At 68.0% G+C, this 14,756-nt stretch carries 9 protein-coding genes and 1 pseudogene; 4 read left to right on the forward strand and 6 right to left on the reverse strand.

Annotated elements, in window-relative coordinates:
• Positions 1–90: 90 nt before the first annotated feature.
• Entirely contained in the window at positions 91–2,046 is a 1,956-nt protein-coding gene (locus tag QHF89_RS27165; RefSeq protein ID WP_136970614.1) for a DUF2169 family type VI secretion system accessory protein, read from the forward strand.
• A gap of 763 nt (positions 2,047–2,809) precedes the next feature.
• Here QHF89_RS27165 and QHF89_RS50005 read toward each other — a convergent pair.
• From QHF89_RS50005 to QHF89_RS27180, 3 genes and pseudogenes are all read right to left on the reverse strand, one after another.
• Positions 2,810–2,965 (reverse strand): annotated as a pseudogene (locus tag QHF89_RS50005) (PAAR domain-containing protein); the annotation flags it as partial.
• An 11-nt stretch (positions 2,966–2,976) separates the two neighbouring features.
• A complete protein-coding gene (locus tag QHF89_RS27175) occupies positions 2,977–5,013 on the reverse strand; it encodes a type VI secretion system Vgr family protein (protein ID WP_136970613.1) in 2,037 nt (678 codons plus the stop codon).
• Positions 5,014–5,023: 10 nt separating this feature from the next.
• Positions 5,024–5,725 carry a hypothetical protein gene (locus QHF89_RS27180; protein ID WP_136970612.1) on the reverse strand — a complete coding sequence of 234 codons (702 nt, stop codon included), beginning with the start codon at positions 5,723–5,725 and terminating at the stop codon, positions 5,024–5,026.
• A 214-nt stretch (positions 5,726–5,939) separates the two neighbouring features.
• Here QHF89_RS27180 and QHF89_RS27185 point away from each other — a divergent pair, with 214 nt between their 5' ends.
• The gene (locus QHF89_RS27185; protein ID WP_136970611.1) at positions 5,940–6,713 is read left to right on the forward strand and encodes a hypothetical protein; all 774 of its coding nucleotides are present in this window, start codon (positions 5,940–5,942) and stop codon (positions 6,711–6,713) included.
• A gap of 141 nt (positions 6,714–6,854) precedes the next feature.
• On the forward strand, positions 6,855–8,696 hold the full coding sequence (locus QHF89_RS27190) for an FG-GAP-like repeat-containing protein (protein WP_136970610.1): 1,842 nt from the start codon (positions 6,855–6,857) through the stop codon (positions 8,694–8,696).
• 48 nt (positions 8,697–8,744) lie between these two features.
• Here QHF89_RS27190 and QHF89_RS27195 read toward each other — a convergent pair whose 3' ends face one another.
• Positions 8,745–10,694, reverse strand: coding sequence for a serine/threonine protein kinase (locus QHF89_RS27195; RefSeq protein WP_284720990.1), 1,950 nt, complete (start codon positions 10,692–10,694; stop codon positions 8,745–8,747).
• 108 nt (positions 10,695–10,802) lie between these two features.
• Entirely contained in the window at positions 10,803–11,126 is a 324-nt protein-coding gene (gene trxA, locus QHF89_RS27200; RefSeq protein ID WP_136932242.1) for a thioredoxin, read from the reverse strand.
• Between the two features lie 180 nt (positions 11,127–11,306).
• Here trxA and QHF89_RS27205 point away from each other — a divergent pair, with 180 nt between their 5' ends.
• Positions 11,307–12,029: a polyprenol monophosphomannose synthase gene (locus tag QHF89_RS27205; protein ID WP_136970608.1), complete on the forward strand. Its 723-nt coding sequence runs from the start codon at positions 11,307–11,309 to the stop codon at positions 12,027–12,029.
• A gap of 2 nt (positions 12,030–12,031) precedes the next feature.
• On the opposite strand, the gene QHF89_RS27210 is transcribed toward QHF89_RS27205, so the two are convergent.
• Positions 12,032–14,731 (reverse strand): DUF2169 family type VI secretion system accessory protein, encoded by a 2,700-nt coding sequence (locus tag QHF89_RS27210; RefSeq protein WP_136970607.1) that lies wholly within the window; start codon positions 14,729–14,731, stop codon positions 12,032–12,034.
• Between the last annotated feature and the right edge of the window lie 25 nt (positions 14,732–14,756).

Raw genomic sequence — 14,756 nt, forward strand, 5'->3', positions numbered from 1 at the left:
GACCACGTCCGGGCCGCGATCACGGTTTCCGTGGAGTCGTCGCGTTGTGCCCCTTCTGCCTTGTGGCGACGCTTGGTAAGCTTCGCATCGATGGACGTGCTATCGCTGTGTCCGCTGCGGGCGCTGGGTTTCGTCTGGCAGCCGCGCGCGGGGACGTACGCGCAGACGGTCGTTGTCAAGGCGACGTTTCGGCTGGTTCCTGGGGAAGCGGTCCTCGCCGAGGCGCAGGACGCGCCGAGCGAGGAGGAGCGGCGCTGGGACGAGGGGCCTTCGTCCAGCGTGCGCGTTCCGAGCGACGGAGCGCCCTACAAAGCGCGGGCGGACGTGGTGCTCGTCGGGCATGCGTATGCCCCGGGCAAGCAGCCGTCGCGGTCGTGGATGGCGCGGCTCGTGGTGGGGGAGCTCGATAAGTCGATCGAGGTGTGGTGCGATCGGGGGGTCCGATGGCAGGACGGGCAGCTCCTCGAAGGGCCGCGGGTGACGAAGGTGCCGCTGCGGTGGGAGCGGGCGGCGGGGGGGCCGGAGACGAACAATCCGGTGGGAATGCGGTTCGATGCGGCTCCGGATCGATATGGGATGGTGCCGATTCCGAATTTGCAGCCGCCGGGCATGTTCGTGGCGTCGCGCGTGGATACGTTCGCCCCGGTGTGCTTCGGGCCGATCGCGCCGGAATGGCCGCGCGTGTCGGCGCGGCTCGGGCGGCTGGCGCCGGGGTGGGAGGGGCGGCCGTTTCCGGAGGGATTCGATTACGGATATTTTCAGGTGGCGCCGCCGGATCAGCAGGTGGCGGAGATCCGGGCGAACGAGCGGATCGTGCTGGAGAACCTGCATCCAGAGCATGCGCGGCTGGTGACGAGTTTGCCGGGGCTCCGGCCGCGGGCGGTGGTAGATCGGGCGACGGGGGAGCGGGAGGAGGTGGGGCTCGTCGCGGATACTTTGTGGATTGATACGGATCGGGGGGTGTGCTGCGTGGTCTGGCGGGGGCGGATCGGGCTGCGGCACGCGGCGGAGGCGGGGCGGATCGCGGTGTGGGTGGAGGGGATGCCGCAGGTCGAGGCGGGGCGGGAGGTCCGTGACAGTGATATCGAGGAGGAGGATGTCGCGGCGACGATGACGCTGGTGGCGCCGCTCGAAAAGAAGGGGGAGCCGGCGCTGCCGTTCGTGCCGGGTTTGTCGAGGTTGTCGGAGCCGGAGCGGAGGGAGTTTCTGCAGGAGCTTTCGCGGTGGGCCGGGCGCGAGTCGGGCGATGGGTCGGAGACGCTCTTGGCGCCGATGGCGCGGCCGGCGGGGAAGGCGCTTCCATTCGAGGGGGCGAGGGAGGAGGCGGAGGACGACGACGGCGATAGGGCGAAGACGTTACCGCCGATGGGGAAGCCGGCGATGATGGCGGCGCCGTTCGTCTTGCCAAGTGTGCCCATGAGCCCGCCGGTGCCGGTGATCGAGGTGCCGGCGGATCGGGAGGAGGCGCCGGGGCCATTGCCAGCGCCGCCGCCGATGATTGGGCCGCTGGCGACGGCGGAGATGGTGGCGAGGGAGGAGGTGGTGGCGGCGGAGAAGGGGGTGGAGGTGCCGGTAACGGCGCCGCGGCCGGTGGTGGAGGCGGTCGAGGAGAAGAAGCGGGGGCCGGAGGCGTTTCCGCTGGAGAGGTGCGCGGCGCTGACGGCGAGTATCGCGAGGCGGAAGGCGGAGAAGGGGCGGATCCTGGAGGAGGAGGGGCTGATCGAGGGGGAGTGGGCGGCGATCGAGAAGTATTGGGCGGAGGCGATCAAGGAGGAGACGAGACGGGGGAAGCGGTCGATGCTGGATCGGTTCGATCAGGCGTATGTGGCGCGGATCGAGGAGGAACGGGGGGCGATCACGGTGGAGGAGTATGCGAGATTGTCGGTGGCGGGGGAGCGGGGGACGGTGGAGGCGGTGAGCGCGGAGATGGGGGTGCCGAGGGGAGGGGTGATGCGGGTGGAGAGGGTGTGGATGGGGAAGGCGGCGAGGGACGCAGAAACACTTCGTGTGCTGGATTCAGCGATAGATGGTATGCGTCAGTCGTGACCATTCGCCAGATGGCTATATTTCCGTGTTAATCGCCAATGAGCACGGTTGGGAAGCCGGTCGAAATGACTCCCCCATGACATGTCTCGTCGCCCATTCGTGCGGCCGGGAGCCCTCCCCAGAAAACGGTTGCGGACGCCTGCTCCAGCTGATCTAGCGCAGGCTCACATTTGGCCACGTCGCCGTCACCACACCCGCCGAGGAGAGACGCCATGAGCGGGTAAAGGCGCAGAACATCCTCTCCGAAATCATTCACTTGAGGATTCCCGTGCGGGCTTGTTTTTTCATGCCCAAGGTTGTAAAGCGTTCCGAGAATGTCCGGTCGTGCCGCGACAAGTGGGAATTCGGTGCTCCACTCATTGATGAAATATCGCATGTAGGCAGCGGCGTATAGCGTGTTGATGGAGTTGACCTCGAGGCGTTTTTCCCTGGCCATGTTCGTCGTGTGGAAATTCATGCCGAAAAACTCGACCTCGTCGCTGCTGGTCGGTGTTATGTATCCTTGCTCTTCTAGAAACCTGGCGGTTGCAATCTGAACCTGAGCGAGGCCGATGGACGGTTTTCCGATCGGGCCCCAATCCTCATGGTAAAAACCCAAGAAATTTTCGCCGAACTCTTTGAGTGCGTTGTTGTCGAGGTTTTCCCTGAGGATGATGGCTGCCAACGTGCGTGGGTCTACCGCGAACTCATTGGCGGCATTGAGAATGTGCTCTGCATTGTCTTTGATGAGCTGCGCCTTGTCTTCGGGGACATCGAACATGTCTGGCGTAACGACGACGCCAGAGGACCCCCTTGCAGCTGGTGAGCCGCCGAGCAACACCGTTGGGCAGCCAGGGCCGATGATCGGGCCACCCACATGCACCTTGGGGTCATCTTTGGGGCACACATGAAGGTCTCCAAGTCGAGCTGCCGGTTTCATCGACATTCCTTTCAGCAGTTGACCTTCACGTATGGTCCGCCCGTAATCGTCACGGTACCTGCAGGAGATCCAAGCGTGAGACCTGTAATGCCGCCAATGTTTGCGTTGCCGAGGGATGTTACGTTGACGGCGTTATTGGCCCATACGCAGATGGTAGTGGCTGCAATGGTAATCTTGTTCCCTTCCATGGTGATTTTTGCCCCCGCTCCAGTGTCGAGCACGATCTTCTTGTTCTGCATCAGGGTCGTCGTGCTCCCGCCGTCACCCCCACCTTCCCCCGGCGGTACAATCGACACGACATGCGTATCCCCCACCATCGTCGAATCGATCGCCCCCACCTGTGTCGACCGATTCACCCCCACCGACACCTTCTGATTCGTGCCCACCGAGATCGCTTCGTTTTGCCCCACCCGATGCGTTCGGTTGGCCCCCACCGTCAGACTGTCGTTCACCCCCACCGACTTCGTCCGATTCCTCCCAATCGTCACACCCTCATCATTCTTGACGAGCTTCTTCAAATCCTTCTCCGCCTGCATCCGGAGAAGCTCCTTCCCCACCGCATCCTCGAACATCACCTCATTGTACCCCCCACCCCCGCCGGTCGAATTGCTCTTCCACCCGCTCTGCGTCTTGCTCTCCGGCAGCTTGTACGGCGTCTTCTGCAAATTCGTATACACCCGCCCCACGATCACCGGCCGGTCCGGATCTCCCCCCAGGAAATCCACCAGCACCTCCTGCCCGATCCGCGGCAGATTCGTCCCGCCATACCCCGCGCCGCCCCACGGCTGACTCACGTGGATCCAGCACGAGCTCCCGTCATCCATCTTGCTCTCGCGATCCCAGTGGAAATGCACCCGCACCCGCCCGAACTCGTCCGTGTGGATCTCCTCCCCCGCCGGTCCCACCACCGTCGCGCTCTCCACACCGTTCACCTTCGGCTTCGGCGTCGATACCTCCGGCCGGAACGGCACCTCCGCCTTTCGCGCCTCGCACCGCAATGACCATTCCCCCTGCGCCGTCCCGCTCAGCGTCGCATCCACCACGAGCAGCGCCTTCCCGTCCCCCAGCGCCGCGTGCGGATGCCCCACCATGCTCATCACCACGGCCGGCGCGAGGTCGTACGCGTTCGTTTCGAACGAACACACCCACCCCTTCCCGCGCTTCGCGTCCAGCCGCTTCTGCGCAAGGATCGCAGCCTCCTTCTCGTCCGTCCGCGTCTTGCCCTTGTCGTCCGCGCTCGGCGTCGCTTCCCCCGCCTCCGCGCCGAACAGGAACGCCCCCGGCGTGTACTGGAACCGCTCGAGCTTCTCCTCCACCGCGAGCCCCTTCGACGCCGTCGACATCAGCTTGTACGTCGGCGGCTTGCGGTAATCGTGGTCCCGTATCGCGTACTTCCCGGGCCGCACCTGCTGGTGCACCTGCACCGCCGTCACGAACTCGATGTTGACCTTCTGCACCATGCTCACGTCGTCCAGGAACTTGAGCGACGCCTCACGCCGCGGATTCGATTGCGGCGCGTCCGAGAGCACGAGCTTCGTCTCCTCGCCCTCCTGCGCGAAATGGTAGGTGATCCCCGCGTCCTCGAGCATCCGGTTCACGAACGTGAAGTCCGACTCGGCATACTGCACGCGGTACTTCCGCTTCTTGTACGCCCCCTTGTCGATCTTCAGCGCCGGCTCGATGCCCCACTCCGAGAGCACCTTCACCACGATGTCCGGCTCCGAGATGTGCTGGAACATCCGGTGGTTCTTCCGCTGCGTCAAAAGCCACATCGTCGGCACGATCGAAAAACGATACGTCGAGAGGCCCGTCGGCTCCGAGCGAAGAAGCTCGAAATGATTGCAAAGGCCCGACCAGAACCGCGGGTGCAGCCCCGCCTGCATCGCGAAACGCGCGGGCTGGCCCACCACGGCGTCGAAGTCGATGCTCGCGTTCTCCGAAACGGCGACGATGTTCACCTGGAACAACGAGGAGAGCCGCTCGTTCACCGAGAAATGTCGTACGTCGAGGGGGTCGCCCGAGGCGACTTCGAGAGAAAGGTTCTTCATGACATCCCGATCATTTCTTGTATCGAATGTGGACCGCGCCGACCCGGGTGGGGCCTTTTCTGCGATGAATCAGATACTCGTAGACGGTGTCCCAGTGATTGGGATCGACAGATAGACACCCCGATGAATACTTTCCGCAGTGCAGATAGTGCGCCTTGTTGTCGAGGTTCCGGATGTTCGCCTCGCCCGTGTAGATCGGGAACCATGCCGTGTCCCAGAGCGCGGGATAGTTTCCGTCATGCGCCCAATCCGGGAGGCCGAGCGCGCTCCACGCTTCGTTCCCGGGCGCCAGGCCCCCCGGCAGGTCCCCCACCTCCATCCGCACCTCATACGGTCCGCGTGACGCATTGCCGGAGCGCGCTCCCATCCAGAGCTTGCCGACGAGCATCGTGAACCCTTCGACGATGCGTACCTTGTCGTCGAGATCCACGAAGATCAGTCCTTCTTCGTTTCGCCGATCCCGCGGGTTGTCCACGAGCGTGGGCAGCCCCGTCTTCGGCTCGATCGTCTTGACGCTCCCCTTCTTGCCCGCTGCAATCCCCCGGCTGGGGACGGAGCCCTCCATGAAGGTGAAGTTCGTCCGGCCATCCTTCTGGTCGTCGACCCGCACCTGAAGCCACGCGGGGACCGCCACGACCTCACCCGAGGCGTTCCTGACGTTCAGCCATCCGTCGGCCGACGCGAGAGGATTGATGTACTTGAACTGCGCCACGCCTTCGCCCCTCGTCCGCCAAACCCCCTACATACGTGAGCCACCATCCTACACGCTCCCCGTGCGCGTCGTAAATGGTTTGTTAGCGGCAGACCAGATCAACACAACCACGGGGAAACACTGCGCCAGCACGCTACGCATGGGGTGTGTGCTGATCTTCCTTGACGAGCCGGAGATCTGTCTGTTAGCCGCCGTCCACGACGAGGAGGGATCCATGGCAAAGCAGGTTACCGATCGGCAAGGCGCGGTCGTGTTCGTCGCATCGGCGGCGGATACCCACGCGGCGCGGTTGCAGCAGAGGTTCGAGGCGCTCTTCGCGGAGCATTTGAGGCCGGGCGAGGTCCTCCCCGACGTCGGCCTCCTCGGGCTGCTGATCGCGAGGCGGCTGCGCGCGACGAATGCAACGCTCGTGGAGAAGAGCGACGCCTACGACAAGGAGCTCTCCGACGACGCCGCGCCCCGCGAGCGACGCGATGAAGCGGCGGCCAGGCTGACGAGCGAGATCGTGGAGATCCGCAGCACGCTCGAAGCGGCCTACGGCGCGGGGATCCTGCGTGAGCTCGGGCTCGATGGGAAAACGGAGGTCGAGCCGAAGGCGATCCTGGCAAAGGCGAAGCGGCTCGTCGACGAGCTCGGGCGGCCCGCGGGCGCATGGCCGAAGCCGCGGCGGAAGGGGGTGACGATCGAACCAGCGGCGTGGGTCGCGGACCTGACGAAGCCGATCGCGACGCTGGAGCAAGCGCTCTCGGACGTGGCGCGCGAGGCGCGCGAGGCGCAGGCCGCGAGCGACGCGAAGGCGACGGCAATGGATCGGAACGACGACGTCTTCGCGCGCTCCGCGGGTTGTCTGTCGGGCCTCTTGCGGCTGGCCGAGGAGGACACATTTGCGCGCCAGGTGCGTCCGTCGGGGCGGAAGCCAGGGCGTGTGGCCGAGCCAGAGGAGTCCACGAGCGGGGAGGAAGGCAGCTCCGCAGGGCAAGGGGGCTGACGGAGCGGGGAGGGCGCGAGGCGCCGCGGGCGAGGTGCGGGCGGTTGTGAGGTGGAAGGGTGTTTCCCGCGGCGAGGGGTGATCTTCCCCGGGAAGGTGCGCATTTCGTGCCGCCGGCCCCTCCGGTAGACTGTCGCGACCATGCTCAAACGCGCGATCCTTCTCCTTGGTCCCGCAATGGCGCTCGTCGCTGCGTGTGGATCCGGCCCTTTCCCCGACGCCCCGAAGAAGCCTCTGCCCGACGATTGCTCGAATCCCGCGGTGCGCGACGCCCTGGGCGACCAGTCCGCGGGGCCGAAGACGTTACGCGTCCGCGCGCGGATCGCCACGAACGCGGCCGGCGAGCTCGCCGTCCCGACCTCCCGGCCCCTGTTCGACATGGTCACCCTCAATGCGCATTTCGCGTCGGCCAACGTTCAGTTCCTGCTGGTCGATGTGGAGGAGCTCCCCCCGGACGACGGGCTCTACGACATCCCGTACGGCGCGAGCCCCCTCTGCGGGGGCGATCTGAGCTCGCTCTCCGACGACGCGATCCCGATCCTCTACGTGAACACGATCGACTTCGGGAACGGCAACAAGTACGGCGGCAAAGGGAACCATTGCGGCGCCATGATGACCGTCTACACATCCTATGCGATGTTCGGCGATCTCAACGGCGACTTCTCGGACCCGGAGACGCTGACGCACGAGCTCGGCCACGTCCTCGGCTTGAGCCACACGCACGAGTGTTATGAGCACGCCGATTATCCCGAAAACCTGACGCTCAACGAAGACCTCGTCGCGGACACGCCGTACGATCCGGGGCCTGTCGGCGCCTCGCTCCTCTCATGCGCGAGCGGCGCGCTTCCAGGTCAGTGTACGGTGGACCCGAATTCGTGCGCCGTGGATTGCGCCGACGGATCGACGCCCGACGTCCGCAATTTCATGTCCTATTATCACGGATGCCGGAGCCACTTCTCCGCCGGACAGGCGGTCCTCATCCGGTGCGACGTCGAGAAGCTGCACCCGGGCGCGCGGTGCAACAACCGGTGGTCCGAGAGCTTCGGCGTGGATTGGGAGTGGGCCTCGAGTTTCAATGGCGGCTACAAGAGCTGGCACATCGCCGATGTGGACGGCGACAAGAAGGCCGACGCCCTCCTTCATTACGTCGACGACGCGCCCGTCACCTGGGAGGTCGCGCTTTCGAATGGCACCTCGTTCGACGAAGGTTCGGTATGGAGCGTGGACCACGGCCGCTTCGCCGACGGTGCGGTCGGGGACGTGGACGGAGACGGGAAAGCGGACGCCATCGCCGTCACGGAGGAGGGCACCTGGTCCGTGGCGCGCTCGACGGGGACGTCGTTCGCCGAGCCTTCGATCTGGGTCGAGAATCTCCCGGGCGGCTACCCCTACCGGCGGCCGCTCGTCGCCGATGTGAACGGCGACAAGAGGGTCGACGCCATCTCGTTCGACGACGCGACAGGGCGATGGTCCGTGGCGCTGTCGACGGGGACCTCCTTTTCGACGCCCGTGCCCTGGATCGAAGGGTTTGGCGCGGGCTCGGCGGGCCAATACGTGGCCGACGTGGACGGCGATGGCAAGGCCGACGCCATCAGCTTCACCGACGACGACAAGTGGACGCCGAAGCATCTCTTGCACGTGGCACGCTCGACCGGCAGCTCGTTCGAGCCACCCACGTCGTGGTTCGAACGGCAAGGCAGGACCAAAGATGTCGATATGATCTTCGCGGACATCGACGCGGACGGGAAGGCCGACGCGATTCGTTACCTTCATCGGATCGCCGGCTGGTCCGTCAGCCTCTCGACCGGGACGAGCTTCGCGGAAGGATATGGAGCCGCCGGCGGCCTCGGCCAGGGGATCTGGTTCCCCGGCTTCGAGGACCAGGCCCAGGGCGCCGCGGGCGACATGGACGGCGACGGCAAGGCGGACTTCGTCGCGTTCGATTTCCGCAAGGCGATCTGGACGACGAATCTCTGCCGATAACGACAAGCCTCTTGACAAGAGGCTCCTTCTCGAAAAAGCGCGCTTCGCTCAGCGCCCCGCGTAACAACAGAGCGCCGATCCGTCCTCCGCGACCACGGTGATCCGCGGCGTGCGGGGCCAGACGAGCAAGAGCGCGCTCGTGACCGACGGATCGAGCGGGACGCGAATCCACCCGCCCTCCTGCCGTTCGAGCAGGCGCGCATCCGCGCCCACGGCCCATGCGCCGCCCGTCGTCGGATCGACCGCGACACTCACGAGATCCCGCGTCGTCTGCACGCTCTCCAGCGTCGCCACCGCGCCGCCGTGCGTCGGCTCGACGCGGAGCGCATGTCCCCCGCTGCCCACGGCATACGCGACGCCGCCCGGCCCTGCCGCGATCGCGTAGAGGTGCCCCGTTCGTCCCCAGGGCACGTCGCGCGCGCCGCGCTCGCTGATCTCCACGAGCGTCCCCTGCGTGCCGACCGCGATCCCATGCCCGCTGCTCGTGCGCGTCACGCCCGCGAAGCGCGCCGTGTCCGGCGCGGCGAGCATCGTTGGTGCTCCTTCGTTCGGCAGGAAGATCGCCACGCCGCCCGGGCGCGACGCGCGCTCGCCGACGAGCACGATCCCCCGCTCGTCCGCGTGCGCCGCGAGCAGCGTGATCTCGCGCTCCGGCAGCGTGATCCGCCGCAGCCCGCCGCGCGGCGAGAGGGCCGCGCAGAGCCCCGCGTCGCCGAAGAGAAGGACCTCGCCCGACGGGAGCCGCGACAGGCCTCGCACGGCCCGCACATCGATCCCCGCGGGCAGCGGCGCCAAAGACCACGCGCCGTGCACGAGCCGGTAGAGGCCTCGCGTGCCGAGGGCCATGATCGCGCGTCCCTCTTCGACGACCATCGCCGCGCGGAGGCGCTCGCCTGCGATCGCGGGGCCGAGCAGCTCCCACACGGGCATCGGCGCGGCGACGGGCGCGGCCGAGGGCGGCGGCACGGGCATCGCGGCGGCGAGGCGCGCCCCTTCGCTGGATCGCGGGAAGACCGAGTCGAAGCTCACGGGCTCTTCCGGTGTGCTCCCGCCGCTCGCCGTCGGCCGCACGGCTTCGCGCAAGAGCGGCTCCAGCGCGAGCCAAAGCTCGCGGATCGACCCGTGCCGATGGATCGGATTCGTGCTCGTGGCGCGGCCGATCTCCCGATCGAGCGCAGCCACGAGATCCGGGCGATCGCGGAGCTCCGCCGGCAACGTGGCGCGCACGCGGCCGAGCTGCGGCCGATCGCCCGTCATCAAGCGGAGGAGCGCTTTCGGCTTTGCTTCGCCCGGCTTCGGCGCGAACGCGGCGGTCCCGCAGAGCAGCTCGTAGAGCACGGCCGCGAACGAGTACACGTCCGCCTCGGGCCCGATGGGACCCGCGAGTTGCCCGAAGCTCTCGGGCGCTTCGTAGAGCAGGTTCGGCGGGTCGAGCGGATCTTGCGGGCCGAGGGTCGTGACGAAGCCGTCCGTGATCCGGGCCGTCTCCTGGCCGCGCTCCTGCGCGATGAGCACGTGCGAGGGCTTCAGGTCCCGATGCACGCCGCCCGCTTCATGCAAGGCGAAGAGCGCCCGCGCCACGTGCCCCATGACGCGCCGCGTGCGCGCCGCGGGCAGCCCGAAGCCGCCGTGCGCGGCGATCACCCGCGCGAGGTTCTGCCCCGGCAGGTACTCGCGGACGAGGCACGGCAAGGCGCCGCGCGGGCTCTCGATCGTGCCGTGATCGATCACGTGCGCGAGCCCGCGCCGCTCCGGGAGCGAGGCGAGCAAGCGGGAGAGGACGTTCGCCTCGCGGGCGAACCGCAGGAGCGCTGTGCCGCCGTCGACGAGCCCGGGCCGGTACACCTTCACGGCGGTCGTCGCGCCGAGGACCTCGCTCGTGGTCTTGAAGACCCAGCCGGAGCGGCCTTCGCCGACGAGCTCGCCGAGCTCGTAGCGGACGCCCTGGGCGCCAGAAAGCACCTGGCCGATCAGGCTTTGTCGGAGTTCGGCGTCCACGAGAGCCAAGCTCTACGAGGAAAATGGAGGCGCGAAAAGACGCGAGCGCGAACCCCTCGTGCTCCGAGGGGCCGCGCTCGTAGGGGCAGCCGACTTTGGTGGCTCGTCTTACACGCCGAGGAGCTTGACGAGCTTGTCTCGGTTCGTCAGCCCCACGTGCTGGTCGGCCTTCGCGCCGCCTTTGAAGATCATCACGGTCGGAACACTACGGACGCCGTACTTCGTGGCGAGGTTCGGGGACTCGTCGATGTCGAGCTTGCCGACCCGCACCTTGCCCTCGAACTCGTCGGCGACCTTGTCGACGATCGGGGCGAGCGCCTTGCAGGGGCCGCACCACGTGGCGGTGAAGTCCACGAGCACGGGCACATCGGACTGCAGGACCTCTTGCTCGAAGTTTTTCTCGTTGAAGCTGCGGACGTTCTTGCTAGCCATGGTGCCTCGTTCTCTGCCGGGCCGTTGGCCGTTGGCGCCTGTTGCAGGTACCCGCACGATCCGGTAGGGCAACGAAACGTAACTTCGAGAATCGGAGCCGACAAGGCTTCCTGCTGACGCTCCCTTTCTGCTACATGACCCCACGCTCCCGCGCGTCGGTCGGGGAGCCCACGAGCTCGAATGGCCCCGCGGATCCTCGTCGTCACGCCGACCTACAACGAGCGTGACAACCTCCCGCGCTTCGTGCGCTCGGTGCTCGAGGTCGTCCCCGAGGCGCACGTTCTCGTCGTGGACGATGCCTCGCCCGATGGTACGGGCGCCGTCGCCGACACGCTCGCCGCCGAGGACCCGCGCACGACCGTGATGCATCGACCGGGCAAGCTCGGGCTCGGCACGGCGTACGTGGACGCATTTCGGCGCGCGCTCGAGCTCGGCTACGACGTCGTCGTGGAGATGGACGCGGATCTCTCGCACGATCCGAAGTACCTGCCCGCGTTTCTGCGGGCGATCGAGGAGGGCGCGGACGTCGTGCTCGGCTCGCGCAACGTGCCCGGCGGCGGCGTCCTCGGCTGGGGGCCGGGGCGGCACGTGCTCTCGAAGGGAGGCTCGCTCTACGCGCGGACCCTCCTCGGCGTGCCGATCCGCGACCTGACGACGGGCTTCAAGGCGTTCACGCGCCGCGCCTTGCGCGCGATCGACATCGAGACGCTGCGCTCGAACGGCTATTCGTTTCAGATCGAAACGACCTACCGCGCGCTGCGCAAAGGCCTCTGCGTGACCGAGGTGCCGATCGTGTTCGTCGATCGGCGCGCGGGCCACTCCAAGATGAGCCGCTCTATCTTCGCGGAGGCCGTCGTGGAAGTGTGGCGCTTGCGCTTCGACGCGCTCGCCGGTCGGCTCTGACGTCAGCGCATGAAGCCGCGTCGTTGCAGGCTGACGACGCGTCCGAGGGCGACGACCTTGAGCGCGGCCGGATGGTTCTCGTACTCGTCCTGCTGCATGTGCGCCTCGGCGACGATGCGCGCCTTGAAGCGCTGGAACATCGGTAGCTTCTTCGTGAGGCTCTCGGGCAGGTACGCGGGCATCAGCGACTGCGAGCCCGCGGGCACGAGGACGCTGCGGATCCAGGGCTCGCCGAAGACCGTGCGTTTCTGGTAGTGCCGCTGTTCGAGCAGCATCCGCTCGGTGTGCGTCTCCAGGTAGCTCGGCGGCAGCATGCGGTTGCCCTGCGCGAAGGCGTCCTTCACCTGCTGCGTGAGCCGCTCGGCGACGCCGCTCGAGCTCGACAGCCACGGCGTCTTGAGCAGCTCGTTCACCGTGTCCACGGTCTCCTTGAGCTTCTTGTCGCCCGCGATGAGCGGCGAGACCGCCGTGACCGTGGCCTTCAGCGTCTCGAGTTCGTCGAACGGGAACGTGAGCTCGGCCGAGACGAGCACGAGCGGCGGCGTGAAGGTGCCGTCGTCGGCGACCGCATCACCGATGGCCTCCTGGATGCCCTCGGCGTCGGTGGTCGCGCCGCGCGTGAGCACGGCGAAGACGTCCTTGCGATCCCGCACGTCGGGCGGCTCCTCGGGCGGCGGCTCGTCGTCGAAGTCGAGGTCGCGTGGCTCGGGCTTCTTGTCGAGCAGGAGCTTCCAGCTCGGGTGCTCGCGCATCTTCGGCGCGGCTTTCGGGTCGTACCAGATGAGGTCGACGACGTCGCGCGAAGGGCCGCGGTGGGTGTACGGCCGCGGCGAGACGGCAGGGGAGGGCGAGGACGAGCTGTCGCTCGGCGTCGACCATTGGCCCGCGGCGGCGGCGGCGTTCGAGGCTGCGGCGGCGCCGACGGTCGCGGCGTTCGCGACGGCGACGGGCGGCGGGGGCGCGGCCTGCGAGGCGCTGGAGAACGCGGCGACGGCGGCCGCACCGGCGAGACCCGCGGCGGCCATCGCGGTCGCCGTGGGGGCGATCGGGCTCGGCGGGGACAAACCCGCGGCCATGCTGCCCACGGTCGGCGCGGGGAGGTTCTCGTTTCCGCCGGCGCGCGCGGACGGGTTTGCCCACGGGCTGTCGAGTGGCGAGGGGCTCGGCGAGGGCGGGGCCTGCGGGACGCGCGCGGGCAGCGGCGGAGGCGGCGGCGCGGAGGGTTGCGCGGCGGGAGGGGCGAACGGCGTCGCGGGCGGCGGCTGGGGTTGCGCGGCCGCGGGCGCGAACGGCGTCGCGTTGGGCACGGCCGGCGAGGGGACGCTGGGGGACGACGATTGGCGCGCGGCCGAGAGCCACGGCGGCGCGGCGTCTCCAGGCTGCGGACGATCGGCCAGCGGTTGGGGTGCGCCCCCGGCGGGCCCCACGTTTTTCGCCGCGATGAACGGCAGGCCGCTCGCCGTGGGCGCGACGCGGGGCTGCGGCAACGCGTTCTCCGCGCGCGGCGCGCTCATCTGGCTGAGCGCGGAGACCGCAGGCGAGGGCGACGGCGGTTTGGCCGGGACATCCCCCGCCACGTCGGGCCGCAAAAACGGCACGGTCGCGGGGCGAAGTGGTTTGCTCGGGGGCGGCGTGGACCGCGCGGGGGCTTCGGCCGGGGCCTCCGGGAGCGGCTCGCCTGCTTGCCCGCTCGCGACGAGCAGACGCTCGACGTCGGCCCACGTGAGCCGCTGTCCCGGCTCCTCCATCGCGACCACCACGCGGCCGAGGCCATGCGGCCTGTCGAGCCCGATCTGCGCGCGCCACGTCAGCGTGCATTGCGCCCGGTCCGTGTCGATCCAGAGCGTGTCGCACTTCATCGTGAGGTCCTGCGGGGTCCCGCCGGGCCGGACCACGAAGGCGCGCGGATGCAGCCCCGGCAGGCTCGTCACGAGCCGCGGGTGCTGCGGGTGCAGGTTCTCGAGCACGATGCGCTCGTTGTCGCGCAGCTCTTCGAGCTGCTGATCGCGCGGGGCGCAGTCGAAGTACGCAGGATCGATGTCGTCGGGCACCGGCTGCTCGCGGACGATCTGCTGCGAGAACGACGACGCGTGCGCGCCGAGCGCTTCCATGCGGCCCGGCCACGTCGGCGCGATCGGGCCGTACCCGATCGGGGGGATCACGTCCGCGCGGCTTTGCACGAGCATCCCCGGCGGCTGCAAGTTCGGCACAGGGGAGACGCCGTACGCGTCGGGCTGCGCGTCGGGCCGGATGCCCACCGGGTTCAGCGTCTCCGGACCTCCCGTCGCGCGCTCGTAGCGCAGCGGCACCTTCGTCACGCGGCTCGTCTCGCGCACGCCGCCGTCCGGGCCGTACACGCGCTCGCCGAACGCTTCGATCGACTTGTCGACGCCGCCGACGACGAGGCGCGAGACGATCGACCGGGACGCTTCGCCGCGCGGGGCGAACGCGTTGCCCACGAGGATCACGTCGGCGCGCACCTTGAACGGAACGAGATCACTCGGCGAATACACGCTGCGTGCGGGATCGTCGTTCCAGTGGTTGTCGTCCTCGTTCGGATCGTCCTGGTTCGCGGCGAGGCGCGACTGGACGGGCGCGAGGTCGTACGTGGCCTTGCAGACGACCGTGAGGACCCACCCGCCGCGTCGTGGCTGCCAGAGCAGCGACGCGACCCGGAAGGGACAAACCGTGACGACCTCCATGGCGGAGTGATACTAATCGACCGTC

It is taken from the genome of Polyangium sorediatum (genome assembly GCF_029946465.1).
GTDB classification, from domain to species: Bacteria; Myxococcota_A; Polyangia; order Polyangiales; family Polyangiaceae; genus Polyangium; species Polyangium fumosum.

Bases quoted from the DNA above. Each gene is read 5' to 3' on its own strand.
- QHF89_RS27165 (WP_136970614.1), top strand. From the start codon at position 91: ATGGACGTGCTATCGCTGTGTCCGCTGCGGGCGCTGGGTTTCGTCTGG.
- QHF89_RS27175 (WP_136970613.1), bottom strand. From the start codon at position 5,013: ATGAAGAACCTTTCTCTCGAAGTCGCCTCGGGCGACCCCCTCGACGTA.
- QHF89_RS27185 (WP_136970611.1), top strand. From the start codon at position 5,940: ATGGCAAAGCAGGTTACCGATCGGCAAGGCGCGGTCGTGTTCGTCGCA.
- QHF89_RS27190 (WP_136970610.1), top strand. From the start codon at position 6,855: ATGCTCAAACGCGCGATCCTTCTCCTTGGTCCCGCAATGGCGCTCGTC.
- trxA (WP_136932242.1), bottom strand. From the start codon at position 11,126: ATGGCTAGCAAGAACGTCCGCAGCTTCAACGAGAAAAACTTCGAGCAA.
- QHF89_RS27205 (WP_136970608.1), top strand. From the start codon at position 11,307: ATGGCCCCGCGGATCCTCGTCGTCACGCCGACCTACAACGAGCGTGAC.
- QHF89_RS27210 (WP_136970607.1), bottom strand. From the start codon at position 14,731: ATGGAGGTCGTCACGGTTTGTCCCTTCCGGGTCGCGTCGCTGCTCTGG.